This is a genomic window from Devosia sp. (genome assembly GCF_028290625.1).
In the GTDB taxonomy this organism is placed as follows: Bacteria; Pseudomonadota; Alphaproteobacteria; order Rhizobiales; family Devosiaceae; genus Devosia.
The window spans coordinates 144644-167465 of the sequence record NZ_JAQGJM010000019.1 but is presented as its reverse complement, the minus strand read 5'-3'; the positions used below and the strand labels follow the sequence as shown (position 1 = coordinate 167465).

Sequence of the window (22822 nt, the reverse complement as noted above, 5' to 3'; positions counted from 1 at the left end):
CGCCCCCATTTCAGATGAGGTGGATGGCTCCCGCTCCCGGCATCTGAGTGCCAAAGTGGGTTTGCTATCAGGCAACCCGAGCAAAGGAGCCATCCGCCATGCAGATTACCACCGTGGGCCTCGATCTGGCCAAGAGTGTTTTTCAGGTTCATGCTGTTGATGTGTCTGGAGATGTTGTTGTGCGCAAAACACTCCGGCGATCGCAGGTTCTGCCGTTCTTCACCAGGGTGCCACCCTGTCTGATCGGCATTGAGGCGTGCGGGACGTCACATCATTGGGCTCGCGAGCTGACAAAGTTGGGCCACGAGGTCCGCATTATGCCGCCGGCCTATGTAAAGCCCTATGTGAAGCGCAGCAAGAACGATGCTGTGGACGCCGAAGCGATTTGCGAAGCCGTGACCCGCCCCACCATGCGTTTCGTGGCGATGAAGTCGACCGGGCAGCAGGCGGCATTGTCGGTGCACCGGGTACGCGACCTCCTGGTCAAGCAGCGCACGCAACTGGTGAACATGATCCGCGGTCTGCTGGCCGAGTTCGGCATCGACATCCCAGTAGGTTTAGAGCGGGCGCTTGGCCTGGCGCGCCAGATCGCGGTGAGTGAAGTCGAACCAGAAGTGCCCGCTGTGGCGAAGCAGATACTCGATCTCCTCTGTGCTCAGGTCCTCGATACCCATGTCCGTTTGCAGGCGATCGACCGCGCGATCATTGCTCTGCAAAGAACTGACGAGGTGGCGCGGCGACTATCGACCATTCCTGGCATCGGCCCGGTTGGCGCCACAGCACTGGCAGCATCGGTCGCTGATCCGGGACAGTTTCGTTCGGGTCGGGAGTTTGCCGCCTGGCTCGGGCTCACGCCATCGCAAAACTCGAGTGGTGGCAAAGACCGGCTCGGCCGCATCACCAAGATGGGTGATCGGTATCTGAGAAAGCTCTTGGTGATCGGCGCGACCTCTCTGGTCCGCCGGGCCAAGTACAAACCCGAGGCTGCGGATCCCTACCTTCTGGCGTTGCTTGCCCGAAAGCCGGCGCGTGTTGCGAGCGTAGCCATGGCCAACAAAATGGCCCGCGTGGTCTGGGCGGTCATGGCTCGCGGCGAGGTCTACCAGGCTCGCCATGCCCCAAGCCTTGCAGCGTAAAACCAGGAAGAGATTGAATCTTGAAGCAAGATCCAGTTCGAGCCGATCAACCGGCTCCATGAGGTTGTGAGAGCGAAGCGATGTGATGGCGAAACCGGTCAGGCCGGAAACAGGGACAACCCGTCGAATGACCGAGGCGCAATAGCCTGAATTTCAGATTGGGACCCTGTTCGCCGACCCCATCAGGGCCAGCAGTCTATAGTGGCTGCATCAACAGGCCGGACAGAAGACTGCACCCGACCAATGCGCCAGAACACCGAATTTTCTCTTGCAATGCGGGAGCCATCCACAGAGGTCATTCGGACCGCCCGGCATCTGTTCCTGAAAGCTGCCGTTGCAACGACGAGTGAGCGCTGCCTGAACATTCGTGGCAGGCTGTCACCGACATAGCGAGCGCTACTCCGCCTCGTCATCGAAGCGTTCGCTGCCCATGGAACATGTGGTGGCCTGGTTGCCGCAGATATTATTGACCCAGCCGCGCCGCGTGTCGCTAGCGTCGTTGACGAGCGTGACATCGAGAAACCCGCCATCGCAGGCATGAACGGTTTGGACCCGAAGGCTATCAATGTACCAAGGCGTATCAGAGGCCATCTCCAGGATCACTTTCGCATCCCATGAAGGGCCATCGCGCAGGTTCCAGTCCTCAATGGCGAACTTCACCAGCTTGGCCGAAACCCAGCCGGGACCTTTAAAGACCTGCACTTCGGGACCATCGCCATATTGACCTGCAGTGGCATCGCCAATCTGGAACCAGCCATTCTCGAACTTGGTCACGGCAAATTCAGGCGACCATACATAGTCGCTATCGTCCTTTTCCGGCATGAGGACATCAACGATGCCAAAGCTGGTGCCTGGGCCGCTCCGCACATTGGTGCCGCCCGGATCCCTAGCATCAGAATAGGCGCGGAACGCACAGACATTGGGCGCGGCCATTGCCGGAAGGGCAGCAGCAAGGAACATTGAGCCGGCGAGCAATGTGTAAGCCAAGGGACGAGACTGACGCATAAAGTAAGATCCAAATAGGTGACGGCGTTTGGCCCCAATACATCTTCGGCGGCTGAACCCGGACTGAATGCCTCGTCAACGCGCGGGCAGTGTGGGCGGTCGTGGAGTGACCTTGCTGCCTCCTCCTACTGGCTGACGAACTCGCTCAATTCGTTGAGATAATCGATGCGTTGCTCGATGATCTCAGCTCCTTGAACCAATCTTTGATCGTCAAATACTACAATCCATCAGCCCCGCCACCTGAGCAAGGATTTCCACTGCGTAATCCTTCGTTCAAAGGATAGTGGCGGTCAGGTGATGCTTGTATCGAAACACCGAGCGTGCGGAATTTGGAGCCGTTAGGGCCAAGCTCTCTTGCCGGTTGGATTTCCGACCACCAGCAAAATTTTGCTTTTCTCGAAACCTGCGGGCCTTTGAGAGGGAGCCCACCGGGTCACCCGGAGACGAGCTCGACGGACAAACAACTAGCAATCAGCGTCGCAGTCTTAAAGCTCAAGCGTCGCAGTTATTCGCGGTGCGGACATTTGTATGGAATTTGGCTGGGGCGCCAGGATTCGAACCTGGGAATGGCGGCATCAAAAGCCGCTGCCTTACCGCTTGGCGACGCCCCAACTGGCGCGGTTCCTACACGGTTTGCGGGTGCTTCGCAATAATGACGGAGCCAAGGATAATTCACCTGTGGAAGCGCTTGAACGGGAGGGGAAGCGCGGGTATAACCCGCCGCATCGCAAGCCCCTTGGGCTCACGACCCATGACGGAGTATAGCGCAGCCTGGTAGCGCACCTGCTTCGGGAGCAGGGGGTCGAGTGTTCGAATCACTCTACTCCGACCAATCAGAACCCCGGTCTCGCAAGAGGCCGGGGTTTTTGTTTGGCCGTGATTCGGCCATGGCGATCAAAGGGGCTTGAACGAAAGCTAGCCGGCGAAACGCTGGGCTTCGGCTTCGGTTGGCAGGCGGCCCTCGGGGGTCAGGTTATTGACCGCTTCGGGCAGCGTCCTGGAGAGGCGCTCGAGCAGGTCGGAGCGCGAGAGGCCGGTCTTTTGCGTCAGCTCGGTGATGGTGTCTTCGCCCAGGGTTTCTTCAAGATCTGTTGGATCCACAGTGGCATTGGTCGCGCCGGTATTGATCCAGCTATCGGCCTTGTCGCCGCGGCCGGTTTCGCGGAAGCGATCGACGAGGTCGCCAAGCCCACCGCTGAGCACGCCACCAGCAGAGGCGCCGCCAAGCGCCCCGCCGAGGCCGCCAAGAATATCGCCGAGCCCACCGGGTGCACGATTGGGGTTGGCGGGATCCGCTGGCTGGTTGCCCAGACCATTGAGCAGACCGCCGAGCTTGTCGCGGTTCTGGTAGCCGGCGACGGCCAGCAGGCCGAGCAAGGCAACCATGGAAGGCATTCCCTTAGCCATTTCAGTCTCCTCTGTGCGGATCAGGCGCGGCGGCGTGCGATCATGCCCCAGACAAACAGCACGATTATCGCGCCGACGACGGCACCAATCAGGCCCGCGCCTTCGCCGGGCGCATACCAGCCCAGGGCCTGGCCGAGATAGGAAGCGACGAAGGCACCGACGATGCCCAGGATCGTGGTCATGATGAAGCCAGAGGGCTCATTGCTGCCCGGCATGATGAACTTGGCAATGATGCCGGCGACAAATCCGATAATGATCGTCCAGATGATACCCATGACGCTTCTCCTGATGAACTGCAGGAGCAACGTGCGCTGGCACTGCGGGTTCCGCCTGATGCACAAACAAAAAGGCCGGCCCCGAAGGACCGGCCTTGATCAATAATCTTGTTGGGATCAGCGCTTGGCGCCGAACAGGCTCCAGGCACCGGTGACGGTCAGCGCGGCGAAGGCCATTTTGAGCACGTCCCAGATGATGAACGGCTTGATGGCGCCATCGAAGGCCACGGTGAGCAGATTGCCGCCAGACAGCCAGGCAGGCAGCGCGCCGCCACCCTGGGTGATCAGGTTGGCAACCACCATCAGCCAGGCGAAACCGAAAGCGAAGGAGACAGCGTCGGCAACCAGCATGGTGGCGAACATGGTCAGCGGGCGCTTGGCGGCGCCCCGGTCGGCAGCCATGCCGATGATATAGGCCATCGGCAACCAGCCGATGATGAAGCCGAAGGACGGGCTCATGATGTAGCCGAACCCGCCGCCGGTGGAGAAAACCGGCAGGCCGGACAGGCCTTCGACCAGATAGAGCATGACGGTGGCGACACCGATGCGCGCGCCGAAGGCGGCAGCCAGAGCGGCAACGACCATGCTCTGCAGGGTGATGTGAACCGGCCAGACTGGCACGTTGATCTTGGCGGCGACGGTCAGCAGCGCGGTGCCGAGAACCACGGTGACAAGGCCCATGGCGAGCTTGGCGGCGTCCGATTTCGGCTGAAATGTGCCGAGCAACGTATTGGGCGTGGTCAAAGTCACAGCCATTTTATACCTTCCGTGCATCTGGTGAACCGGCACCCCTCCCGGGAGCATCTCGATTCAGAACCCGAACTTCATAATCCGTTGGAATATTTCGCGCAATGGCATCCCCTGCCCCGGCCCTGATCTTCAATACCGACTTCGATCCGCAGACCGGGGAGGCCGTGCCCGTCGTGCCAGGACTGGTGCGGGTTACGGCGCCCAATGCCAGCGCCTATACGTTCACCGGGACCAACAGCTTTATTATCGGCCATGACAGCGTCGCGGTGATCGATCCCGGTCCGGACAGTGCCACTCATCAAGCGGCGCTGGAGCGCGCGGTGGCGGGACGGTCGATCGAGGCCATCATCCTCAGCCATACCCATCGCGACCACAGCGCTTCGGCGCGGCGGTTGGCCGACGTATGGGGCGTACCGCTGTGGTTCGAGGGGCGGCATCGGCCCTCCCGGCCCTTGCGGCGTTTCGAGCGCAACCCGATCCAGAATTCTTGCGACTGGGACCTGGTGCCGGACAGAAAGCTGGCCGATGGCGAGGTGCTAGAGGTAGGCAGGGTGCGCATCGGCGTGCACACGACGCCGGGGCATTGCGCCAACCACCTGGCATTCGGGCTGGTGGGAACGCCGACATTGCTGACCGGCGATCACATCATGGGTTGGAATTCGACATTGGTCTCGGTGCCGGACGGATCGATGGCCGATTATCTGGCGTCGCTGGACAAGGTGATCCCGCTGGAATTTTCCCACTACGTACCGGCGCATGGCGGCCCGATCGCCGATGGGGTGGGCTATGCTAGGACGCTCAAGGCGCATCGCGAGGCGCGCAACGAGCAGGTTTTGGCGGCCGTAAAGGCGGGGGCGGATAGCCTCGGCAAGGTAGTGTCGGCGGTCTATCCGAATATCGGCCTGGCACTGCGGATTGCGGCGCGGATGACCGTGACCGCGCACGTGGAATATCTGGAGGGCCTCGGCAAACTCACCGTCCGGCGCGGTCCGTTCGGGGCGCGGCTCAAGGCGGATTAGCGCCAGCTCAGCCTCGATCGACAATCTCATCGGGAGCGTCTTCGGCGGCTGGTGGACGCTGGCTGGGGGTCGGCGCCTGGTTGACGGGCGCGCCATCGTCAGTAGCACCGTCATCCGGATCGGCCTCGACCGGCTGGTCCGCATTGGGGTTGTCGCGCAGCAGGGTGGTGATTTCGGTATCGAGGGCGACCAGAAAGTCTTCGACGCGCTGGCCGTTGGAGCCGAAATCGTGGACGGCGTTGATGGAGGCGGACCGCATGTCGACGTTGACGCCTTCTGCGGTGCCGGTGATCAGCAGGACCGCCTCCTCGCGCCAGCCGAACAGGGTGACGATGCGGGCATTGATCTGGCCGGTGCCGGTGGGCGTGGTGGGCGCCTGTTGCCGGCGAATGTCCCAGCCGCGGTCGGTGACCATGCGCAGCACGATGTCATAGGCCTGCTGGGCATCGAGCGGATACGTGCGGGTCCGCACATTGGGGAAAATGGCGTCGATCTGCGCCAGCGACAGCAGTTTGGGCGGCGGCATCAGCGTGGTGTCGGGTTCCAGCACCAGCGGCATGCGGCCGCGATCGGTGGTGGCGATATCGGTGACGGGCGGATAACGCACGGCCAGCATGGCGACATAGGCGACCGGCGCCAGGCACAGCAGCCCCAGGAACAGGCCCGCAAAGGTGAGGCCCCAGCCCTTGTCGCCGGCAAACCAAAGCCGGACGAAAGCAATCAGCGCCACGCAGACCGCCAGCGCCGCCACTAGCGCGGCCAAAAGCGCCGCGATCAGAAAGATATCGCTGGGGATCAGGCGTTCGCGGTGCAGCAGCACCGGGATCACGGTCAGGGGAATAGCCAGGCTGCCGAGGCGGCGCGCCAGACTTGCCCATTTCGATGTTCGGATCAGTATGCGCAAAAGTCGCGATGTCTCCCAAGCTCAGCCAGACTAGCGGCAAACCATTGCGCGAGTTTGAATCAATTTGCCGAAAGCGGGCGTGCCATCAGGTGCCTAGCTTGGTTTTGTGCGGCGGGCTCTTCAGCGGCCCGCCGCACATGGTCTTGATCGCGGTCCATTCGGCGGCGGTAAAGGGCGGCTCCAGCCCGGCTGGGGTTTCGTGGGTCAGGGCCTGCAGATGTAAGCGGCGATCCTCGGTGAGCGGGTGGGTGCTGAACAGGGCCAGGGCCTTGCTGAAATCGTCGTCTTCGGCGACGCGGTTGAGCAGGTCCGCAAGGCCGGCGGGCTGGAAATCCATGCGGCTGGCGACGTCGGCAGCATAGGCATCGGCCTGGCTTTCGGCCTCGCGCGAAAAATGGGTGTCGATCATGGTCGAGCCCAGACCTGCGGCGATGGAAATGCCGGTCATGTCGCCGAGGATGAAGCCCACCAGGGCGCCGGTGCCGGCGCTAGAAATCAGCCCCTCCATGGCATGGCGATGCACCACGTGGCCGATTTCATGGGCCAGCACCCCGGCGAACTCATCGGGGGACTCCGCCCGGTCGAGTAGCGCCGAGAAGAAATAGACCTTACCGCCCGGCAGCGCGAAGGCGTTGGCCACGTCGGTGCGGACCACCTTGATATCGAGCGTAAACGGCGAGCCGGTGCCCAGCGCCGCGGCGCCGAAACGGGCAATCGCCGCATTGGCGACGCTGTTCGGATCGGGATCGCAGATAGCGAAATTGTTGGTTTCCTTGAGGCTCGCCTCCATCTGGGTGGCGACGGTGTCGCCCATGGTGCGCTCCCAATCGGCCGGCACGTAATTGACCACCCGCGCAGCCAACAGCGGCACGCCATAGAGATAGGCGAGGATGACAGTGGCCAGCGCCACGGTGGCGATGGCGCCGATGCGCAGTTGCTTGCCGAACTCCAGACGATGCTTGGCGCTCAGGTCCGGCAGCATGGCGCGGACCTGGCCGATTTCGGCCGGCCCGGTGACGATGATACGGGCGCCGGAATTCTGGGTAATCGAACTGAGCCGCAGCTCGTTCCTACGGCCATAGGCGGGATGGATATCGGCGGCCGCCCAGCGCGTCAGGATGGCATTGCTCTGCGGATCGCGCAGCAGCAGGTTGCCGGCGCTGCCGACGCTTTCATAATCAAGGGCGACGTCGATAACCAGCGCGACGAGGCCATCCTGGTAGCGGGCGGGCACGCTCATCAATAGGCTCCCACGTTGAGAGCATCGGCTAGGCCCTCGCCGGCCAGTGTCTTGTCTTCGCCTCGGGCGCGCACGCTGCGCAGCGACGCGACATCGCTGATGCTGGCGTTGCGGGCCACCAGCTTCCAGAAGCCGAGGCCGATGAACAGCTCATGCATGAAGCTGAAGGCCGCCAGGATCAGCAGGTAGCCGATCACCACAGCGATCAGCACGCCGGCGCTGCCCTGCAGGTGGCTCATGAACAGGGCCGTGTCGAACTCGCCGCCCGCAAAGGCGTCGCTGGCGAGCACGAACAGCACCACGATGCCGCCGATGGCGAGGACGATGTAGATGCCCAATAGCGCCAGGCCGAACAGAAGATATTGGCCGATCAGGCTGCGGGCGCGCACGGTCACGGCCAGGTTGGCGGTTCCGAGATGCACCTGCGACCAGAAGCGGGTCATTTCGCGCGATTGGTAGATCAGGATGAACGCGCCACAGATCAGCGCAGCCACGAGGCCGGGGATGACGCTGAGCGGATCGCTCGGGCCGCCGGGGGTGAAAGCGCCCATGCCGGCGCTAGTCAAAACGCCGACGCTGCCTACCACCACGACGACGCCATAGGCCAGGTAATACGGCCCAAGCAGCGCCCGAGCCCGGCCGGTGAAGCTGAACTGGCGGTCGCCATACCAAGTGTTGTTCCAACGATAGCGCCAGAGATTGGAACTCATCCACGGATAGACGATGCCCAGCGTGAGGAGCATCAGGATGGTCCAGCCGAAGCGGCGGAAGGCATAGCCGAAGGCATTGCCGGCCTGATCGAAGCGGATGCCGCGCCACAGGGTGCGCGACAGGCGGAAATCGCGCGCGCGATAGCCCGCATAACCGGTGAGGAACCACAGCACCACGGCCACAATGCCATAGCCGGTGACTGCGACTTCCCCGCTCTGGGTCGAGAGATAAAAGAACAGCGCATAGATCGGCACGAAGACGATCAGCGCCAGCATGAAGCCGATCAGCAATTGCAGTGCGTGGCCGGTATAGTCGAGCGGATCGCCATCGATTTCGGTATTGGACCAGTAGAATCGGCGCTTCCAACTGGTGACCCAGAACCGGTAAAGCCCAATGGTGGGCAGCATCAGCGCATAGCCGCGCAATAGAATGCCTGCCATTTCACGGCGCGTGCCGGTAAAAACGACCTGTACCGGCCGTTCCCCCTCATTATCCAAGACCATTACGCGTCCCCAGATGCCCCGCATACTGTCTATGCGAGCGCCGGGGGTTTTGGAAGACAGATGGAGATGTCTTGATCAGGGATAGAGGCGAGTATTTGCCCAGGGCGCATCGGGGCTTTGCCGGGTAAAGCGGACGCGGTCGTGCAGCCGATACTGGCCGTCCTTCCAGAACTCGATGCTGACAGGGACGATGCGGAAGCCGGACCAGTGCGCCGGGCGGGTGACCGGGCCGTCGCCGACCTGCGCCTCAAGAGCCGAAACGCGATCCATCAGCGCCTGGCGGCTATCGAGCGGACGCGACTGTTCGGAAGCGGACGAAGCGATCTGGCTGCCGCGGTGGCGCGAGGCAAAATAGGCGTCGGCCTCGGCTGGCGTGACCACCTCGACCGGGCCGCGCACCCGCACCTGACGGCGCAGCGACTTCCAATGCATCAGCATGGCGGCGCTGGGATGGGCATGGAGTTGCTCGCCCTTGGCGCTCTCGAAATTGGTGAAAAAGCCGAAGCCGCGGGTATCGCGCTGGTTGAGCAGGACCATGCGCACATCGGGCATTCCATCGGCATCGACGGTGGCGAGCGCCAAAGCGTGCGGGTCGTTGGGCTCGGCTTCCTGCGCCAGCGCGAACCATTCCTCGAACAGCGCAAAAGGATCGAGATCGGTGCGGTCGCCATCATCAAACAGGCGTTCGGTCAGGGTCTGCAGCATGATGACAGCCGTAAAACTGGACAAGGCGGGGGACGCTCGCCATATAGGACGGGAAACCATGGCGAAGCAACGCCAAGACTCAATCGACAGGACACGATGCGCGATCCATATACCGTGCTGGGGGTGACCCGCTCGGCAAGCGAGAAGGACATCAAATCCGCCTATCGCAAGCTGGCCAAGAAATTTCACCCCGATCAGAATCCGGAAGACCCGGCGGCACATGAAAAATTTGCCGAGGCGACGCATGCCTATGACCTGCTGAACAATGTCGAAAAGCGCGGCCAGTTCGATCGCGGCGAAATCGATGCGGACGGCAATCCGAAATTCGCCGGCTTCAATCCGGGCGCCGCTGGCGCGGCACGCGGCGGGCGCACGGCGCAGAGCGGGTTTTCGGCCGAGGACATTCTCAAGGAATTCATGAGCGGCTTCGGCGGCACACAGCGCGGCGGCGGTGCCCGTCCGGGCCCCGGCGGCGCTCAATGGGACCCGTTTGCGGGTGCAGCACAGCAGCCAAGCGGCGCTGGCCGCAAGGGCGAGGATATCGTGGTCATGGCGGCGGTGTCGCTTGAAGACGCCCACAATGCCGCCTCGGTCCCGGTGCGGATGCCGAGCGGCAAGGTGCTGTCGGTCAAGCTGCCCGAGAAGGTCGAGGAAGGCCAGCAGATCCGGCTCAAAGGCCAGGGCGCGCCCAATCCATTCGGCGAGCCCGGCGATGCGCTGGTGACGGTGAAATTCCAGAAGTCCAAGCAGTTCCGCCGCGACGGCGCCGATTTGCGCACCGACGTGGCGCTGGCGCTCTATGAAGCCGTGCTGGGCACCAAAATCCGCGTGCCCACGCTGGGCGGCTCGGTCGAGCTAAACCTGCCGCCGGGCGTCGATACCGGCAAGGCGCTGCGCCTCAAGGGCAAGGGGCTGTACGGTGACGGCGACCTTTATGTGAACCTGAAGGTGGTGCTTCCGCCGGGCGGCGATCCGGACCTCGAAGCCCTGATGCGGTTCATGCGGGAAAGCAAGCCGTACAAGGTGCGGGACTGATTGTGGCACGCCCTCGTGGTTCGAGGCGCCGAGAGGCGCACCTCACCATGAGGGCTACTTTTCGGCATGAGCTGTTCCAGTAGCCCTCATGGTGAGGTGCAAGTTCTTCACGAGCCTCGAACCACGAGGGCGTGGCACTAACGTGGCGCGGCAGCCCGCTCCAGCCGGTCATTGATCGCTTCGCCCAATCCCTCCATTGGAACCGGCGCGACCGCGATCATCGCTGCCCCCGACGCATCCAACTCATGCAACATCGAAAACAAATTCCGCGCCGCCTCATGCAGGTCGCCGGACGGTGAAAGGTTGCGCGTGGGGCCGGTGAAACCCGCCGCATCCCCAAACGCCAGATAAGCCTCCCCAGCCTCCGGCACCGTGTTCAGCCGCACGCCTGCGCTCGGAGCGTAATGGCTGAGCATCATTCCAGGCGCTGCGATAGCGCTGTCCTTCGGCGCAAGCTCAACAGCCTGCCCAATCGTAGCTTCGACGTCAGACCGGGCCAGCGCCCCTGCCCGCAACTGGATCAAGCGGCCGCCATCAACGCGGATAATCGTGGATTCCACGCCCGACCTGCAGGGACCGCCATCAACCACCGGGACGCGACCCTCAAAGCCGGTCACCACCTGCTCCGCCGTCGTCGGCGACAGACGCCCAGATGGATTGGCGGAGGGCGCGGCCAGCGGACGCCCCGCTGCACGGATCAATTCCAGCGCCAGCGGATGGTTTGGAACCCGGATAGCGACGCTATCCAGCCCAGCGGTAGCAACATCGGCCAGGCCATTCCCAGGCTTGGCGGGCAGCACCAAAGTCAGCGGGCCCGGCCAGAATTCGGCAAGCCGCTCGGCTAGCGGCGGGAACTCGGCAAGGGTCTTGGCCATTGCCAGATCAGCGACGTGGACAATCAGCGGGTTAAACCGCGGGCGGCCCTTGGTTTCATAAATCGACAACACCGCATCGGCATCGGTAGCGTCGGCGCCCAGGCCATAGACGGTTTCGGTGGGGAAGGCACACAGCTTTCCCTCACGCAGAAGTGCGGCACCGGCGGCGATATCGAGGAAAGCGCTCATGAGGGCTGTTTGACAACCGGGCGGCGGCACGTCAAGACGGAGTGAACCCACGAGAAGAGTAGAAGAGTGACCACACTTCTCATCAACCAACCCAATTTCGACGGCCACGTTACGCCGGCAGGCCATCCCGAACGCGCCGATCGCATTCGTGCCGTGGACGAGGCGCTGGCCAAATCACGTTTCGACGCGCTACTGCGCCGACCCGCCCCATCGGGCGACCTGACGCTGGCCGAGCTGGTGCATTCGCCAAAATATATGAGCATCTTGCGCGATGCACGACCGGCCGAAGGAATCGGCCAGATCGATGGCGATACCTTCATCTCCTCGACTTCGCTCGACACGGTCAGCACGGCCCTGGGCGGCGCGCTGGCGGCGCTGGATGCCGTCTTGCTGGGCGAGGCGGACAACGCCTTCTGCGCCATTCGACCACCGGGGCATCACGCGGAATTCGACAGCCCGATGGGATTTTGCCTGATCAACACTATCGCCGTGGTGGCGCGCGAGGCGCAGCGCAAATATGGCGCCGAGCGGGTGGCAATCGTCGATTTCGACGTGCACCACGGCAATGGCACGCAGGACATTTTCAAGGGCGATCCCAGCGTGTTCTACGCCTCGAGCCACCAGATGCCCCTCTACCCGGGCAGCGGCAAGATGAGCGAAACCGGCGTGGGCAATATCACCAATGCTCCGCTCGATCCCGATACCGATGGTCAGGCCATGCGTGAGGCCTATATCGGGCGGATTTTCCCGGCACTCATCAATTTTTCGCCCGACCTGATCCTGATTTCGGCTGGCTTTGACGCTCATGAGCGCGATCCCCTGGCCCAGCTCAACTGGAATGCGCAGGATTACGGCTGGCTCACCGGCAAGCTGATGGACGTCGCCGAGCGCCATTGCGGCAACCGGATTGTGTCACTGCTCGAAGGTGGCTATGACCTCAAAGGGCTGGCCGGGGGCGTTTCGCACCACGTCGCCATGCTGATGGACGGCGCCATCGGGCGACTGGAAGAATAGGATTTTACCATGGCTGAGGCCAACGAGGACATCAAGGCGCTGAGCTTCGAGGCGGCGCTGGCCCAGCTTGAGGAAATCGTCGGCAAGCTGGAAAGCGGCCGCGCGCCGCTGGCGGAATCGATCGCAATTTATGAGCGCGGTGAGGCACTTAAGGCCCATTGCGAGGGCCTGCTGCGCACGGCGGAAGCGCGAATCGAAAAGATCACTCTGAGCCGCGACGGCAAGGCGACCGGAACGGAGCCGCTGGACGCTTAAGGCCCCCTCACCCTGGGTTTCTGCTGAACGCAGAAACCCGGTCCCTCTCCCACAAGGGGCGAGGGGTGACGACTGAGAACTCTCAGCTCCATCCCCTTCTCCCCTCGTGGGAGAAGGTGCCCGAAGGGCGGATGAGGGGGCGCTGGCCGTCCCATAGAAAGTAAAGCATGACCCAAAACCCAAAAACCCTGCGCAACTTCCGCATCGTCTTGTGGAGCCTCGTGGTCCTGGTCGCCATCGGCGCCACGGGCCTCTATCTGTTCAAGCCCCCCGCCCGCCCGCTCGGCGTGACCGGGCAGGCGTTCGAGCTGGCCTCCACCAAGGGCGGCGAGTTCACGCAGGCTGACCTTAAGGGCAAGCCGAGCCTGGTATTCTTCGGCTACACCTTCTGCCCCGATGTGTGCCCGACAACGCTGGCGGAGACGACAGCATGGCGAGCGAAATTGGGCGCTAGTGCTGATGATTTGCGTATCATTTTCGTCACCGTCGACCCAGATCGCGACACTCTGGACAAGGTCAAGGGCTATGTCGAAGGGTTCGACCCCTCGATCATCGGGCTGGTGGGTGATCAGGCACAGACCGACGCGGTCAAGAAGGCATTCGGCGTGTTTTCCGAAAAGAAGGGGGAGGCAGGTGACCCGTATTATCTCGTCGACCACACCGCGCTGGTCTATCTGATGAAGGCCGACGGCACGTTCCAGGGCACCATCGCCTATGACGAGGCCAGCGACACCGCCGAGGGCAAAATCCAGCGATTGATCGGGGGATGAGCGAACGCATCCGCCTCGACCTGGCGCTGGAACAACGCGGCCTCGTACCCAGCCGCGCCAGGGCGCGCGACGCGATCCTGCGCGGCACGGTAACGATCAACGACGTGACCGCCGTCAAGCAGAACCAGATGGTCGGCAAGGACGATAAGCTGGCGCTGAGCGATCCGGCCTCCAACTATGTGTCGCGTGCGGCGCTGAAACTGGTCGCGGGGCTCGAAGCGGCCGCGATCGACGTGACCGGCAAGGTTTGCCTCGATGTCGGGGCATCCACGGGCGGGTTTACCCAGGTGCTGATGGAGCGCGGAGCAGCCAGGATTTACGCCGTGGATGTGGGTCATGACCAGTTGCACCAGCGGCTGCGCGGCAGTGACCGGGTGGTCAACATCGAAGGCTTCAATGCGCGAGATTTGAGCGCAGAGCAGGTCCCCGACCCCATCGAAGTCCTGGTGTCAGATGTCAGCTTCGTATCGGTGACCAAAGTGCTGGCGGCACCATTGGGCCTGTGTGCGCCAGGCGCCTCGGCGGTAATCCTGTTCAAGCCGCAATTCGAGGTCGGCCGCAAGAATGTCGGCAAGGGCGGCATCGTGACCAGCGCCGAGGCAATCGCCGAGGCACTGGGCGAGGTCGTGGCCTTCATGGCTGCGCAAGGCTTTACCCACCGCATGTCGGTGGCCTCCCCGATCACCGGCGGCGACGGCAATCAGGAAACCGTGATGGTGTTCGCGCGGGACTAGTTCCGCTCAAACCCCACCGCGCCCTCGCGACCGGTCTGCCCGCGATGGCGCAGATAGTGATCGGCCAGAACACACGCCATCATCGCCTCACCCACCGGCACCGCGCGAATGCCCACGCAAGGGTCGTGGCGGCCCTTGGTGATGATGTCGGTGTTCTCGTTGGCGGTCGTCACGGTCTGGCGTTCCGACAGGATCGATGATGTCGGCTTCACCGCAAACCGGCAAACGATGGGATCGCCATTGGAAATGCCGCCCAAAATGCCGCCGGCATGGTTGGACAGGAAATATGGCCGGTCGGGACCGGCGCGCATTTGGTCGGCATTATCGATGCCGGTCAGGCTAGCGGCCTCGAAGCCCGCGCCGATTTCGACGGCCTTGACGGCATTGATGCTCATCATGGCGGAGGCCAGGTCGGCACTCAGCTTGCCATAGATCGGCGCGCCCCAGCCGGCCGGGACGTTTTCGGCCACGACTTCGATGACGGCACCAACCGAATTGCCCGATTTGCGGATTCCATCGAGATAGTCGGCCCACATGGCGGCGGCTGTCGCGTCGGCGCAGAAGAACGGATTCTGATCGACTTGGTCCCAATCGAAATTGGCGTAATCGATCTTGTGCGGGCCGATCTGCACCAGACTGGCTCGGATGGTGATGCCGGCAAGCACAGCGCGGGCGATGGCACCGGCGGCGACGCGTGCGGCCGTTTCGCGGGCCGAGGTGCGCCCACCACCGCGATAATCGCGAATGCCGTATTTCTGGTCATAGGTATAGTCAGCGTGGCCCGGACGGTATTTATCGCGGATTTCAGCATAATCCTTGGAGCGCTGATCGGTATTGTCGATCATCAGCGAAATGGGCGTGCCGGTGGTGCGCGACCCGTCGGTGCGCTCGTCCTCGAACACGCCGGACAGGATGCGCACGGCGTCGTCCTCGCGGCGCTGGGTGGTGAACTTGGACTGGCCGGGCTTGCGGCGATCGAGATCGCGCTGGATCATTTCTGGCGTCAGCGCGATGCCGGGCGGGCAGCCATCGACCACCACGCCGAGCGCAGGACCATGGCTTTCACCCCAGGTGGTGAAGCGGAAAAGCTGTCCGAAGGTATTGAAAGACATGGTGTGGCCCTTTGCGTGCGGGCTTTTTAGGAGCCGTCGGCGGGAAGGTCAATCGAGGTCGTCGAGCTCGCGTGCCGCTTTGAGATAGGTTTTGTCGGCATCTCGTTTGCCGACGGACAGCACCAGAACCGTTATGCGCTCGTCCTGTACGAGATAGACCAGTCGAAAGCCGGATTTCCGAAGTTTTATCTTGTAGCAGCTTGGCATCCTGCGCATCGCATCCGCAACCACCCTTGGATTGCGCAGCCGCTCATCCAACTTATTTTTGAACTGCTCGCGCAAGGCAGCGTCGATACGGTCCCATTCCCGCCTAGCGCTTCGAGTGAAGTCCAGATTATAGGTCATTAATGTCGACGGAGACGGTTGGTTCGTTCATTCGTTCCTTGACGATCTCGACCAGCCTGAAATCGTCGAGTTCTTCCAGAAGGGCCTCATAAACGTCCGGGGGCAGAACATAGCCGACCACTTTGTTGTGGTTTAGGACAGCAATACCCATCGCGTTCTCAGACGCCTTGGTGAAGACGGCCGAAGGGTTCTTTTTGAGCTCCGAGACGCTCACCACCAGATCAGCTTCCACACGCTGAAAATGCTCATTCATTTTGGCACCTCAATTCAGACCCATAAAATGACCTGAATTTGGCACCAAATCAAGACCTATTCGGCGCGCAGCAACTCCATCTTGCCCGGAGTGAAGTGCATGATGGCGTCCTGCGGAGGCGCCCAGTTGATGACTTCGAGGATGGGGGCGCGCTCGATCAGCACGCGCAGGGTGCGGGCGATGCCGCCGTGTGCGACGACGATGGAGGGGCCCGTCATGGTGTGGGCGAATTGTTCGAGGCGGGCCTCGACGTCGCGGTAGTTTTCACCGTTTTCGGGGCGGTATTCCCAATAGGATTCGGTGCGTCGGCCCGGGGCATGTGCCATGTTGGCGGGCAGTTCCTCGAACAGCATGCCTTCAAGCACGCCGAAGGAGATTTCCATCAGGCGCACGTCATACTTGACCGGCGGCAGCGGCGTGGTGAAACCCGCGCGGACGCGGTCCATGGTGTCGCGGGTACGGTTGAGGGGCGAGGCGTGCCATTCGAAGGCCATCGGATCGAGGCCACGCGCGGCGAACAGGGCGGCGAGCGCCACCCCGTTCTGATCGGCCTGGCCCTGCCCTTTTTCGTTGAGTGGAATATCCTTGCGCCCCTGATAGCGGCGCTCGGCGTTCCAGGGGGTTTCCCCATGGCGAACGAAATAGATCTCTGGCCAGATCAAGGCGGTCATGTTCGATCTCTCTTGCAGGCGCGCACCCGCCTGCCGCAGCATAGTTACAAACGAGCGACTATTCGCCCGCCCGGGGTTCGACATTGTCGAGCAATTTCATGCTAACGACGTTGGAGCCACCATACCGGTTGTGGCACAGGGTGTCCTGACCGGCAAGTTCACTGCCTCGCGAAACCAATGCAAGAATTTAGGTATTTCATGGCCCTGAGCACCGCCGAAATTGCCGCCCAACTGAGCAGCCTGCTAGGCCCGACGGCGGTCATCGCCGATGCCGGCGACATGGCGCCCTATCTGAACGAGCCACGCAAGCGCTTCCACACACCGGCCGCGGCAATCGTGCGGCCGGCGGACGTGGCGCAGGTGCAGGCGGTGGTGCGCTGGGCCAATGCGCAGGGCATTGGGCTCATTCCGCAGGGCGGCAATACCGGGCTCGTGGGCGCGCAAGTGCCATTGCGCGGCGACGAGGTGATTGTCAGCCTGCAACGGCTGGACAAGGTGCGCGCGATCGATATCGCGGCGGGGACGATGACGGCGGAAGCCGGGGTCATTCTCGAAAACGCGCATAAGGCGGCGGAGGCGGAGGGGGCGATGTTTCCGCTCTGGCTGGCCTCGCAGGGCTCGGCACGGATTGGCGGCGTGCTGTCGTCCAATGCGGGCGGGGTGAATGTGCTGGCGTTCGGCAATGCGCGGGAATTGTGCATGGGCGTCGAGGCGGTGCTGGCGGATGGGCGGCTCTATCAGGGGCTCACTTCGCTCAAGAAGGACAATACGGGCTACGACCTCAAGGACTTGCTCGTCGGGGCCGAGGGAACGCTGGGGATCATCACGGCGGCGACGCTGAAGATTTTCCCGCAGCCGGAAGACCACGAGACGGCGCTGGTCAGCGTGGCCTCCCCGGACATGGCGTTGGAGCTGTTTCAACTGCTGCGGGCGCGGGCCGGCTCGCGGCTGAATGCATTTGAGCTGATCCCGCAGATCGGGCTGGAATTCCAGTTACGGCACGGCATGTTGACGCGTGACCCCACGGCGGGGCCATCGCCATGGTATGCGCTGGTTGAACTGTCGCGGATGAAGGGCACCGAGCCCGGCGCGCTAGAGGCAGCGCTTGAAGCAGGGTTGGAACAGGGTCTGCTGGAAACAGCGGCAATGGCCCAGTCTGCCGCCGACCGCACCAATATGTGGGCTTTTCGCGAGCAGATGAGCGAGGTGCAATCGCGCGAAGGCGCCTCGATCAAGCATGACGTGTCGGTGCCGATCGCGGCCATTCCGCAACTAATCGCCGAGGGATCGGCGGCGGCGGAGCGGGTGATGCCGGGCATTCGCCCAGTGCCGTTCGGGCATATGGGCGACGGCAATATCCACTTCAATTTCAGCCAGCCGATTGGCGCCGATCCGAAATGGGTGATGGCCCAGGACGACGCCGTGCATGAGGCGATCTACGAGATCGTGCTCAAGCTGGGCGGTTCGTTCTCGGCTGAACACGGCATCGGCCAACTCAAGGTCGACCTGCTCAAGCGGATCAAGGACCCGGTGGCGCTTGAAATGATGCACGCCATCAAGACCGCGCTCGATCCGAAGGGGATTTTGAACCCGGGCAAGATGCTGGGGTGATCGTCACTAAAATGTACCTACTTGATCGGATCCGGCGCTGGTCCCATTTCGGGGAAACAATCCATTTTCCCGTTTCGGAGACCCAATGCTGCTCGATATTGAATTTCTAGACGATGCCACGCGCCCCAAGGCGCCCAGGCTTGGAGGGCTGACGGCGGCGCAGCGGGCGCCGGGGGAACATCTCAAGATGATCCACGACCATCTGCGCGAGAACATGCAGGCCATTGGCGAGTTGATCGAGCGGGCGTCGGCGGGAGCGGTTTCGGTCGAGGAGGTCGCGGCGCAGACGGCGGACCTGGAGATCATCGGCAATTACCGGCGGTTCGGCAATTTGTGCGGGCGGCACTGCCAGATCGTCAATACGCACCATTCGATCGAAGATTACGCGGTTTTTCCCGAGTTGAGCAAGCAAGGCGAGGCGTTCCGCAAGGTGGCGGAGCGGCTGCAGGCCGAGCATGTGGTGGTGCACGAACTGCTGGTGCGGCAGGTGGATGCGCTCAATGCGCTGGCGCGCGAGCCCAGCACGTCGCGGTTCGAGGACGCAAAGGAAGTGTACGAGGCACTCGGCCGGGTGCTGCTGTCGCATCTCGGTTACGAGGAAGAAGAGATCGGCGACGCGCTGGGCTATTTCGGCATCGGCGGCTAGGGCATTTCGAGGACGGGCGCGCGACGGCGCTCGTTCCAGGCGACCAATAAGCCCGCGGTCGCGATCAACGCGGCGCCGAGATAGACCGAGGTGGACGGCACTTCCCTCCAGAATAGGTAGCCAAACACAAAAGCCCAGACCAGCGCCGAGTATTCGACCGTTCCCAGCACACCCGCTGGCACCAGCCGCGCGGCATCCACCAGCGCATATTGCGCCACGCCGCCGATGAGACCGGCGACAATAACGAAGGCGATGCTGCGGGCATCCATGGGTTGCCAGAAGAAGATCGAGGCTATGCCCATGACGACCACGTAGCAAAGGTTGATCGCCAGGGTCTGCACCAGCGTGCCTTCGCTTTTGGAAATGGTGCGCATCAGGATCATCGCCACCGACCAGCAGAACGCCGCGGCGAGCACCAGCAGCGACGGCCAGCCCAGGCTCATGCCGACCGGATTGCAGGCGACGATGACACCGAAAAAGCCGATGGCGGCGGCGCTGACGCGCGCCAGGGTCAGGCGTTCGCCGAGGAAGATGACCGCCAGCACGATGGTGAACACCGGCGCGAAATAGTAGAGCGTCGTCATCTCGGCCAGTTGCAGGTATCGGCCGGTGGAATAATACATGCACCAGGCGGCCAGCGTCAGCGCCGCGCGATAGAGCATCATGTGCTTGTTGGGCGACAGGCGCAGGCCGGTCAGCACGCCGGCGCGTCCGATGGATAGGGTGATGACCACGATAACAAGGCTGCGCAGGAACAGTATCTGCACCACGGGCAGTTCCATGATGATGCCCTTCACCACGGCGTCATGCACGGCAAACAGCGAATAGGCGAGGAATCCCAGAGCCATGCCCTTGAGGGAGGCGGTATCGGCAAGGCGGATGGGGGCGGACACGGGGACTCGCAGTCGAATGGTGTGGTGGCGTGTCTAGCACGGCGGCGCGACAATGTGGCGGGCGGCTAGAACAAATCCATCTGCGAACCGCCACCGGCGGCTCTCTTCTTGGGGACGGGTTCGGGGCGAACGTCAGCGACCGGCTCGATCAGGCCGGGATCGTCCATGCGGGCGGAATTGACGCGGGTGGAGACCGGGTGGAATTTCAGCGCGCCATCGGCGAGCGGCAGTGCCAGTTGATAGGCGGTCTTGGCATCGGTGCCTCTCACGTCGAGCCACTGCTCGATGGCGTCGCCTTCGAGGATTGCCGGCATGCGGTCGTGGATGGCGGAGAGCTGGCCATTGGCGGGCACGGTGATGGTGGCGACGGTGTCGACTTCCTCGCCTTCGGGGCCGGACCAGGTGGCGTAGAGGCCCGCGAGGGCCATCGGCTGGCCGTCCTCGTGGGTGATATAGAACGGCTGCTTGGACTTGTCGGGATTAGTCCGCCATTCGTAATAGCCGCTGGCGGGGATGATGCAGCGGCTATGCTTGAGGGCGTCGCGGAAGGCCGGCTTTTCGGCCATGGTTTCGACCCGCGCATTGATCAGCAGCGGGAATTCGCGCGGGTCCTTGACCCAGCGAGGCACCAGCCCCCAACGGGCGAAATGAGCCTCGCGGCGCTTTGATTCTTCCCAGATGGCGGCGACCGGCTGCGTCGGCGCGATATTGAAGCGCGGGATCAGCTCGATGCTGTTCAGCGTCTTGAACAGTTCCTGCATCATTTCGGGCGGCAGGGTGGATGCGTAGCGTCCGCACATGCTTGGGGTCTCCTTACGCCTGGGTTACAGGTAGTGCCGAGCCAGCAGAATCGCAAATGGAGCGATGATGAGCAGTCCAGCCAATGCGGCCAGCGTCGCCCTTATCCACAAGCAAAAGGTGCTGCTGATCAAGCGCGCCTACGCGCCCTACCAGCATTTGTGGACGCTGCCGGGCGGGCGGATCGAGCCGGGTGAAACCATCGAGCAATGCGCCGCCCGCGAGATCAAGGAAGAGCTGGGGCTAACCGTGTTTGGGCTGCATCCGGTGATGGAGCAGTGGCTGGGCAAGGACAAGGCGTTTCGGCTAGCGGTGTTCGCCACGCAGGGCTTCGAGGGCGAGATTGTGCCATCCGACGAGATCGCTGGCACCCAATGGGTCGGCGCGGACGAAATCGGCACCCTGCGCACCACGTCGCATCTCGATCTTGTGCTTGCCAAGGCATTCGCGCTGTTCGAGCGAAGCTGATAGAGACGAAGCGAGCCAGCATGCGGATGCACAATTGAAGCTTTTCAGAACTTTCGTGACGGCGGCAATGCTGTTGGTAAGCCCCTCGGCCTGGGCCATCGATCCGCTCTATCAGCCGCAGATGGAGCGGTTGGCCGAGATTATGGGGAGCCTCTATTTCCTGCAGCCGCTCTGCCAGGCGGGGACCACCGATTGGCGCGCGCAGATGGAAGACCTGATCAACCTCGATGAGCCCGACGAGGACCGGCGGCAACGCCTGGCCGGGGCGTTCAATGGCGGCTACACGGCGTTCGCGCGGTTTCACCATGCCTGCACGCCCGCCGCCAAGGAAGCGCTGACGCGGCTTTTGACGGAGGCCGAACAGGTGGCGCGCGATATCCATACGCGCTTCGCCGAATAGCCTGTTTCCCCGTTAAGTCTAATTCCTAGGCCAGTGTTAACCTTCGGGTTACTTCTCGCCTGCGCGTCCGCCAGACCCATGCTAACCCAGCCGGTATGTCAATCAGCAAGACCCCATTTCCAGCAGCCGACGACATCGGCACGGTGGACCACGACCATGGCGAGCGGCAGTTGGCGCTCGAATACCTGGCCGAGGCCTGGAATAGCGCCGAGGATGATGGGGTGGACAGTGTCGCCCTGGCCCATGCCTCGCTGTTTGCGGCGCTGGCGACCTTCGTCAAGCTGCATGGCGACGACGCCACCGCCGAACTGGTGAAAATGCTGCCCGCGCGCATCCGCACCGGCGAATACAATCTGGACCGCGTCCTGCAATAGACTTGAAGCGCGAGCGTATCTGGTGATGATCCGGGCCAAGGGGCCTTGGAGGATTGCGGATGCGTGGAGTGGCTTTGGCGGGATTGTTGGTTTTTGCGGCGGGGCAAGTGGCGCTGGCGGAGGATGCGGCGCCCTACGATCCGTATGCGGACCTGGTGATCAGCGACGACCTATCCAAGCTGCCGCAGGCGGTTCAGGACAAGCGCGCCGCGCTGATCGCCGTGACAAAGTCGGGCGACATCGAAGGGCTGCGCGCCATCATCACGGCGCAGAAGACGCCGCCACAGGTGAGTTTTGGCGGCCCGGACGATGCGATCGCCTATTTGAAGACCGAATCGGTGGACGGCACGGGGCTGGAGACGCTGGCGATCCTGCGCGACATGCTGGAAGCGCCCTATGCGATGATCGGCGCGACCAGCGCCGAGCCGAGCTATGTGTGGCCCTATCTGGCGGTAGCAGATGTTACCACGTTGACGCCGGGCCAGATGGTGGACGCCTATCGGCTGATGCCGTCGGACCATGTCGTGGATCTGGCGGATATGGGCGGATGGTATTACTGGCGCGTGTTCATTCAGCCGAACGGCGACTGGAGCGCGTTTGTGGCGGGGGACTGAGAAGGGGACAGCCAGACACTTACCCCACGGAGTCATTCCCGCGCAGGCGGGAACCTCTGTTGGACTGCTCTGCAAAAAAACGGAGGTCCCCGCCTGCGCGGGGATGACCA

Annotated in this window: 28 protein-coding genes and 2 tRNA genes; 14 read left to right on the top strand and 16 right to left on the bottom strand. The window is 62.7% G+C overall.

Translation table 11 applies throughout. The features are described 5' to 3' along the window. Nucleotides 1–98 precede the first annotated feature (98 nt). Entirely contained in the window at nucleotides 99–1136 is a 1038-nt protein-coding gene (locus JWR51_RS10355) for an IS110 family transposase (protein WP_299747075.1), read from the top strand. Between the two features lie 396 nt (nucleotides 1137–1532). Here the strand turns inward: JWR51_RS10355 and JWR51_RS10350 are convergent, their stop codons facing one another. Both JWR51_RS10350 and JWR51_RS10345 read right to left on the bottom strand, forming a co-directional pair. Beyond that, nucleotides 1533–2111: an SH3 domain-containing protein gene (locus JWR51_RS10350; RefSeq protein ID WP_299747074.1), complete on the bottom strand. Its 579-nt coding sequence runs from the start codon at nucleotides 2109–2111 to the stop codon at nucleotides 1533–1535. A gap of 566 nt (nucleotides 2112–2677) precedes the next feature. Continuing rightward, nucleotides 2678–2752: transfer RNA gene (locus JWR51_RS10345), tRNA-Gln, on the bottom strand. 144 nt (nucleotides 2753–2896) lie between these two features. Between JWR51_RS10345 and JWR51_RS10340 the strand changes: the two genes are divergently transcribed. Then, nucleotides 2897–2973: transfer RNA gene (locus tag JWR51_RS10340), tRNA-Pro, on the top strand. 83 nt (nucleotides 2974–3056) lie between these two features. On the opposite strand, the gene JWR51_RS10335 is transcribed toward JWR51_RS10340, so the two are convergent. From JWR51_RS10335 to JWR51_RS10325, 3 genes are all read right to left on the bottom strand, one after another. Next, nucleotides 3057–3548 (bottom strand): YidB family protein, encoded by a 492-nt coding sequence (locus tag JWR51_RS10335; RefSeq protein WP_299747072.1) that lies wholly within the window; start codon nucleotides 3546–3548, stop codon nucleotides 3057–3059. A gap of 20 nt (nucleotides 3549–3568) precedes the next feature. Continuing rightward, a complete protein-coding gene (locus tag JWR51_RS10330) occupies nucleotides 3569–3823 on the bottom strand; it encodes a GlsB/YeaQ/YmgE family stress response membrane protein (RefSeq protein WP_299747070.1) in 255 nt (84 codons plus the stop codon). 117 nt (nucleotides 3824–3940) lie between these two features. Continuing rightward, the gene (locus JWR51_RS10325; RefSeq protein WP_299747068.1) at nucleotides 3941–4579 is read right to left on the bottom strand and encodes a biotin transporter BioY; all 639 of its coding nucleotides are present in this window, start codon (nucleotides 4577–4579) and stop codon (nucleotides 3941–3943) included. A 95-nt stretch (nucleotides 4580–4674) separates the two neighbouring features. Between JWR51_RS10325 and JWR51_RS10320 the strand changes: the two genes are divergently transcribed. Further along, nucleotides 4675–5592 (top strand): MBL fold metallo-hydrolase, encoded by a 918-nt coding sequence (locus tag JWR51_RS10320; protein WP_299747066.1) that lies wholly within the window; start codon nucleotides 4675–4677, stop codon nucleotides 5590–5592. Between the two features lie 7 nt (nucleotides 5593–5599). Here the strand turns inward: JWR51_RS10320 and JWR51_RS10315 are convergent, their stop codons facing one another. The 4 genes from JWR51_RS10315 to pdxH form a co-directional block, all read right to left on the bottom strand. Continuing rightward, a complete protein-coding gene (locus JWR51_RS10315) occupies nucleotides 5600–6496 on the bottom strand; it encodes a DUF1499 domain-containing protein (RefSeq protein WP_299747064.1) in 897 nt (298 codons plus the stop codon). Nucleotides 6497–6581: 85 nt separating this feature from the next. Next, on the bottom strand, nucleotides 6582–7736 hold the full coding sequence (locus JWR51_RS10310) for a M48 family metallopeptidase (RefSeq protein ID WP_299747062.1): 1155 nt from the start codon (nucleotides 7734–7736) through the stop codon (nucleotides 6582–6584). After that, the gene (locus JWR51_RS10305; RefSeq protein WP_299747060.1) at nucleotides 7736–8950 is read right to left on the bottom strand and encodes a DUF898 family protein; all 1215 of its coding nucleotides are present in this window, start codon (nucleotides 8948–8950) and stop codon (nucleotides 7736–7738) included. Before JWR51_RS10305 ends, JWR51_RS10310 begins: the two co-directional genes overlap by 1 nt. Before the next feature lie 75 nt (nucleotides 8951–9025). Beyond that, nucleotides 9026–9655, bottom strand: coding sequence for a pyridoxamine 5'-phosphate oxidase (pdxH, locus tag JWR51_RS10300; protein WP_299747093.1), 630 nt, complete (start codon nucleotides 9653–9655; stop codon nucleotides 9026–9028). 96 nt (nucleotides 9656–9751) lie between these two features. On the opposite strand from pdxH, the gene JWR51_RS10295 reads away from it, so the two are divergent. Continuing rightward, nucleotides 9752–10690: a DnaJ C-terminal domain-containing protein gene (locus JWR51_RS10295; protein WP_299747059.1), complete on the top strand. Its 939-nt coding sequence runs from the start codon at nucleotides 9752–9754 to the stop codon at nucleotides 10688–10690. A gap of 137 nt (nucleotides 10691–10827) precedes the next feature. On the opposite strand, the gene JWR51_RS10290 is transcribed toward JWR51_RS10295, so the two are convergent. Then, the gene (locus tag JWR51_RS10290; protein ID WP_299747057.1) at nucleotides 10828–11754 is read right to left on the bottom strand and encodes an L-threonylcarbamoyladenylate synthase; all 927 of its coding nucleotides are present in this window, start codon (nucleotides 11752–11754) and stop codon (nucleotides 10828–10830) included. Between the two features lie 66 nt (nucleotides 11755–11820). Between JWR51_RS10290 and JWR51_RS10285 the strand changes: the two genes are divergently transcribed. From JWR51_RS10285 to JWR51_RS10270, 4 genes are all read left to right on the top strand, one after another. Continuing rightward, nucleotides 11821–12768 (top strand): histone deacetylase family protein, encoded by a 948-nt coding sequence (locus tag JWR51_RS10285; RefSeq protein WP_299747055.1) that lies wholly within the window; start codon nucleotides 11821–11823, stop codon nucleotides 12766–12768. A gap of 9 nt (nucleotides 12769–12777) precedes the next feature. Beyond that, nucleotides 12778–13023 carry an exodeoxyribonuclease VII small subunit gene (locus JWR51_RS10280; RefSeq protein ID WP_299729731.1) on the top strand — a complete coding sequence of 82 codons (246 nt, stop codon included), beginning with the start codon at nucleotides 12778–12780 and terminating at the stop codon, nucleotides 13021–13023. Nucleotides 13024–13190: 167 nt separating this feature from the next. Beyond that, nucleotides 13191–13793 (top strand): SCO family protein, encoded by a 603-nt coding sequence (locus JWR51_RS10275; protein WP_299747053.1) that lies wholly within the window; start codon nucleotides 13191–13193, stop codon nucleotides 13791–13793. Beyond that, on the top strand, nucleotides 13790–14527 hold the full coding sequence (locus JWR51_RS10270; RefSeq protein WP_299747051.1) for a TlyA family RNA methyltransferase: 738 nt from the start codon (nucleotides 13790–13792) through the stop codon (nucleotides 14525–14527). The genes JWR51_RS10275 and JWR51_RS10270 overlap by 4 nt, the downstream gene beginning before the upstream one ends. On the opposite strand, the gene aroC is transcribed toward JWR51_RS10270, so the two are convergent. From aroC to JWR51_RS10250, 4 genes are read right to left on the bottom strand one after another with little or no spacing between them, the layout of a single operon-like run. Further along, on the bottom strand, nucleotides 14524–15639 hold the full coding sequence (gene aroC, locus JWR51_RS10265) for a chorismate synthase (RefSeq protein WP_299747049.1): 1116 nt from the start codon (nucleotides 15637–15639) through the stop codon (nucleotides 14524–14526). The genes JWR51_RS10270 and aroC overlap by 4 nt on opposite strands. A 48-nt stretch (nucleotides 15640–15687) precedes the next feature. Next, nucleotides 15688–15984 carry a type II toxin-antitoxin system RelE/ParE family toxin gene (locus JWR51_RS10260; protein ID WP_299747047.1) on the bottom strand — a complete coding sequence of 99 codons (297 nt, stop codon included), beginning with the start codon at nucleotides 15982–15984 and terminating at the stop codon, nucleotides 15688–15690. Further along, entirely contained in the window at nucleotides 15974–16237 is a 264-nt protein-coding gene (locus tag JWR51_RS10255) for a type II toxin-antitoxin system Phd/YefM family antitoxin (protein ID WP_299747045.1), read from the bottom strand. The genes JWR51_RS10260 and JWR51_RS10255 overlap by 11 nt, the downstream gene beginning before the upstream one ends. A gap of 56 nt (nucleotides 16238–16293) precedes the next feature. Further along, nucleotides 16294–16908, bottom strand: a complete 615-nt coding sequence (locus JWR51_RS10250) for a histidine phosphatase family protein (RefSeq protein WP_299747043.1) — start codon at nucleotides 16906–16908, stop codon at nucleotides 16294–16296. 198 nt (nucleotides 16909–17106) lie between these two features. On the opposite strand from JWR51_RS10250, the gene JWR51_RS10245 reads away from it, so the two are divergent. Further along, nucleotides 17107–18519: an FAD-binding oxidoreductase gene (locus JWR51_RS10245; protein ID WP_299747041.1), complete on the top strand. Its 1413-nt coding sequence runs from the start codon at nucleotides 17107–17109 to the stop codon at nucleotides 18517–18519. A gap of 85 nt (nucleotides 18520–18604) precedes the next feature. After that, a complete protein-coding gene (locus JWR51_RS10240) occupies nucleotides 18605–19165 on the top strand; it encodes a hemerythrin domain-containing protein (protein WP_299747039.1) in 561 nt (186 codons plus the stop codon). On the opposite strand, the gene JWR51_RS10235 is transcribed toward JWR51_RS10240, so the two are convergent. Together JWR51_RS10235 and JWR51_RS10230 are read right to left on the bottom strand one after the other, a co-directional pair. Continuing rightward, a complete protein-coding gene (locus JWR51_RS10235; protein ID WP_299747037.1) occupies nucleotides 19162–20058 on the bottom strand; it encodes a DMT family transporter in 897 nt (298 codons plus the stop codon). The two genes, JWR51_RS10240 and JWR51_RS10235, sit on opposite strands and share 4 nt — an antisense overlap. Nucleotides 20059–20123: 65 nt before the next feature. Then, nucleotides 20124–20858 carry an SOS response-associated peptidase gene (locus JWR51_RS10230; protein ID WP_299747035.1) on the bottom strand — a complete coding sequence of 245 codons (735 nt, stop codon included), beginning with the start codon at nucleotides 20856–20858 and terminating at the stop codon, nucleotides 20124–20126. A 67-nt stretch (nucleotides 20859–20925) separates the two neighbouring features. On the opposite strand from JWR51_RS10230, the gene JWR51_RS10225 reads away from it, so the two are divergent. The 4 genes from JWR51_RS10225 to JWR51_RS10210 all read left to right on the top strand — a co-directional run bounded on the left by JWR51_RS10225 (nucleotide 20926) and on the right by JWR51_RS10210 (nucleotide 22712). Next, nucleotides 20926–21324 carry an NUDIX domain-containing protein gene (locus JWR51_RS10225; RefSeq protein WP_299747034.1) on the top strand — a complete coding sequence of 133 codons (399 nt, stop codon included), beginning with the start codon at nucleotides 20926–20928 and terminating at the stop codon, nucleotides 21322–21324. A gap of 34 nt (nucleotides 21325–21358) precedes the next feature. Beyond that, on the top strand, nucleotides 21359–21724 hold the full coding sequence (locus tag JWR51_RS10220; protein ID WP_299747032.1) for a TIGR02301 family protein: 366 nt from the start codon (nucleotides 21359–21361) through the stop codon (nucleotides 21722–21724). A gap of 95 nt (nucleotides 21725–21819) precedes the next feature. Continuing rightward, nucleotides 21820–22098, top strand: coding sequence for a hypothetical protein (locus tag JWR51_RS10215; RefSeq protein WP_299747030.1), 279 nt, complete (start codon nucleotides 21820–21822; stop codon nucleotides 22096–22098). Nucleotides 22099–22157: 59 nt separating this feature from the next. Then, on the top strand, nucleotides 22158–22712 hold the full coding sequence (locus JWR51_RS10210) for a hypothetical protein (RefSeq protein ID WP_299747028.1): 555 nt from the start codon (nucleotides 22158–22160) through the stop codon (nucleotides 22710–22712). Nucleotides 22713–22822: the final 110 nt, after the last annotated feature.

Bases quoted from the DNA above. Each gene is read 5' to 3' on its own strand.
- JWR51_RS10215 (WP_299747030.1), top strand. From the start codon at position 21,820: ATGTCAATCAGCAAGACCCCATTTCCAGCAGCCGACGACATCGGCACG.
- JWR51_RS10310 (WP_299747062.1), bottom strand. From the start codon at position 7,736: ATGAGCGTGCCCGCCCGCTACCAGGATGGCCTCGTCGCGCTGGTTATC.
- JWR51_RS10230 (WP_299747035.1), bottom strand. From the start codon at position 20,858: ATGTGCGGACGCTACGCATCCACCCTGCCGCCCGAAATGATGCAGGAA.
- JWR51_RS10210 (WP_299747028.1), top strand. From the start codon at position 22,158: ATGCGTGGAGTGGCTTTGGCGGGATTGTTGGTTTTTGCGGCGGGGCAA.
- JWR51_RS10325 (WP_299747068.1), bottom strand. From the start codon at position 4,579: ATGGCTGTGACTTTGACCACGCCCAATACGTTGCTCGGCACATTTCAG.
- JWR51_RS10225 (WP_299747034.1), top strand. From the start codon at position 20,926: ATGAGCAGTCCAGCCAATGCGGCCAGCGTCGCCCTTATCCACAAGCAA.
- JWR51_RS10260 (WP_299747047.1), bottom strand. From the start codon at position 15,984: ATGACCTATAATCTGGACTTCACTCGAAGCGCTAGGCGGGAATGGGAC.
- JWR51_RS10320 (WP_299747066.1), top strand. From the start codon at position 4,675: ATGGCATCCCCTGCCCCGGCCCTGATCTTCAATACCGACTTCGATCCG.
- JWR51_RS10295 (WP_299747059.1), top strand. From the start codon at position 9,752: ATGCGCGATCCATATACCGTGCTGGGGGTGACCCGCTCGGCAAGCGAG.
- JWR51_RS10250 (WP_299747043.1), bottom strand. From the start codon at position 16,908: ATGACCGCCTTGATCTGGCCAGAGATCTATTTCGTTCGCCATGGGGAA.
- JWR51_RS10330 (WP_299747070.1), bottom strand. From the start codon at position 3,823: ATGGGTATCATCTGGACGATCATTATCGGATTTGTCGCCGGCATCATT.
- JWR51_RS10280 (WP_299729731.1), top strand. From the start codon at position 12,778: ATGGCTGAGGCCAACGAGGACATCAAGGCGCTGAGCTTCGAGGCGGCG.
- JWR51_RS10270 (WP_299747051.1), top strand. From the start codon at position 13,790: ATGAGCGAACGCATCCGCCTCGACCTGGCGCTGGAACAACGCGGCCTC.
- JWR51_RS10245 (WP_299747041.1), top strand. From the start codon at position 17,107: ATGGCCCTGAGCACCGCCGAAATTGCCGCCCAACTGAGCAGCCTGCTA.
- JWR51_RS10275 (WP_299747053.1), top strand. From the start codon at position 13,191: ATGACCCAAAACCCAAAAACCCTGCGCAACTTCCGCATCGTCTTGTGG.
- JWR51_RS10290 (WP_299747057.1), bottom strand. From the start codon at position 11,754: ATGAGCGCTTTCCTCGATATCGCCGCCGGTGCCGCACTTCTGCGTGAG.
- JWR51_RS10335 (WP_299747072.1), bottom strand. From the start codon at position 3,548: ATGGCTAAGGGAATGCCTTCCATGGTTGCCTTGCTCGGCCTGCTGGCC.
- JWR51_RS10240 (WP_299747039.1), top strand. From the start codon at position 18,605: ATGCTGCTCGATATTGAATTTCTAGACGATGCCACGCGCCCCAAGGCG.
- JWR51_RS10255 (WP_299747045.1), bottom strand. From the start codon at position 16,237: ATGAATGAGCATTTTCAGCGTGTGGAAGCTGATCTGGTGGTGAGCGTC.
- pdxH (WP_299747093.1), bottom strand. From the start codon at position 9,655: ATGCTGCAGACCCTGACCGAACGCCTGTTTGATGATGGCGACCGCACC.
- JWR51_RS10305 (WP_299747060.1), bottom strand. From the start codon at position 8,950: ATGGTCTTGGATAATGAGGGGGAACGGCCGGTACAGGTCGTTTTTACC.
- JWR51_RS10355 (WP_299747075.1), top strand. From the start codon at position 99: ATGCAGATTACCACCGTGGGCCTCGATCTGGCCAAGAGTGTTTTTCAG.
- aroC (WP_299747049.1), bottom strand. From the start codon at position 15,639: ATGTCTTTCAATACCTTCGGACAGCTTTTCCGCTTCACCACCTGGGGT.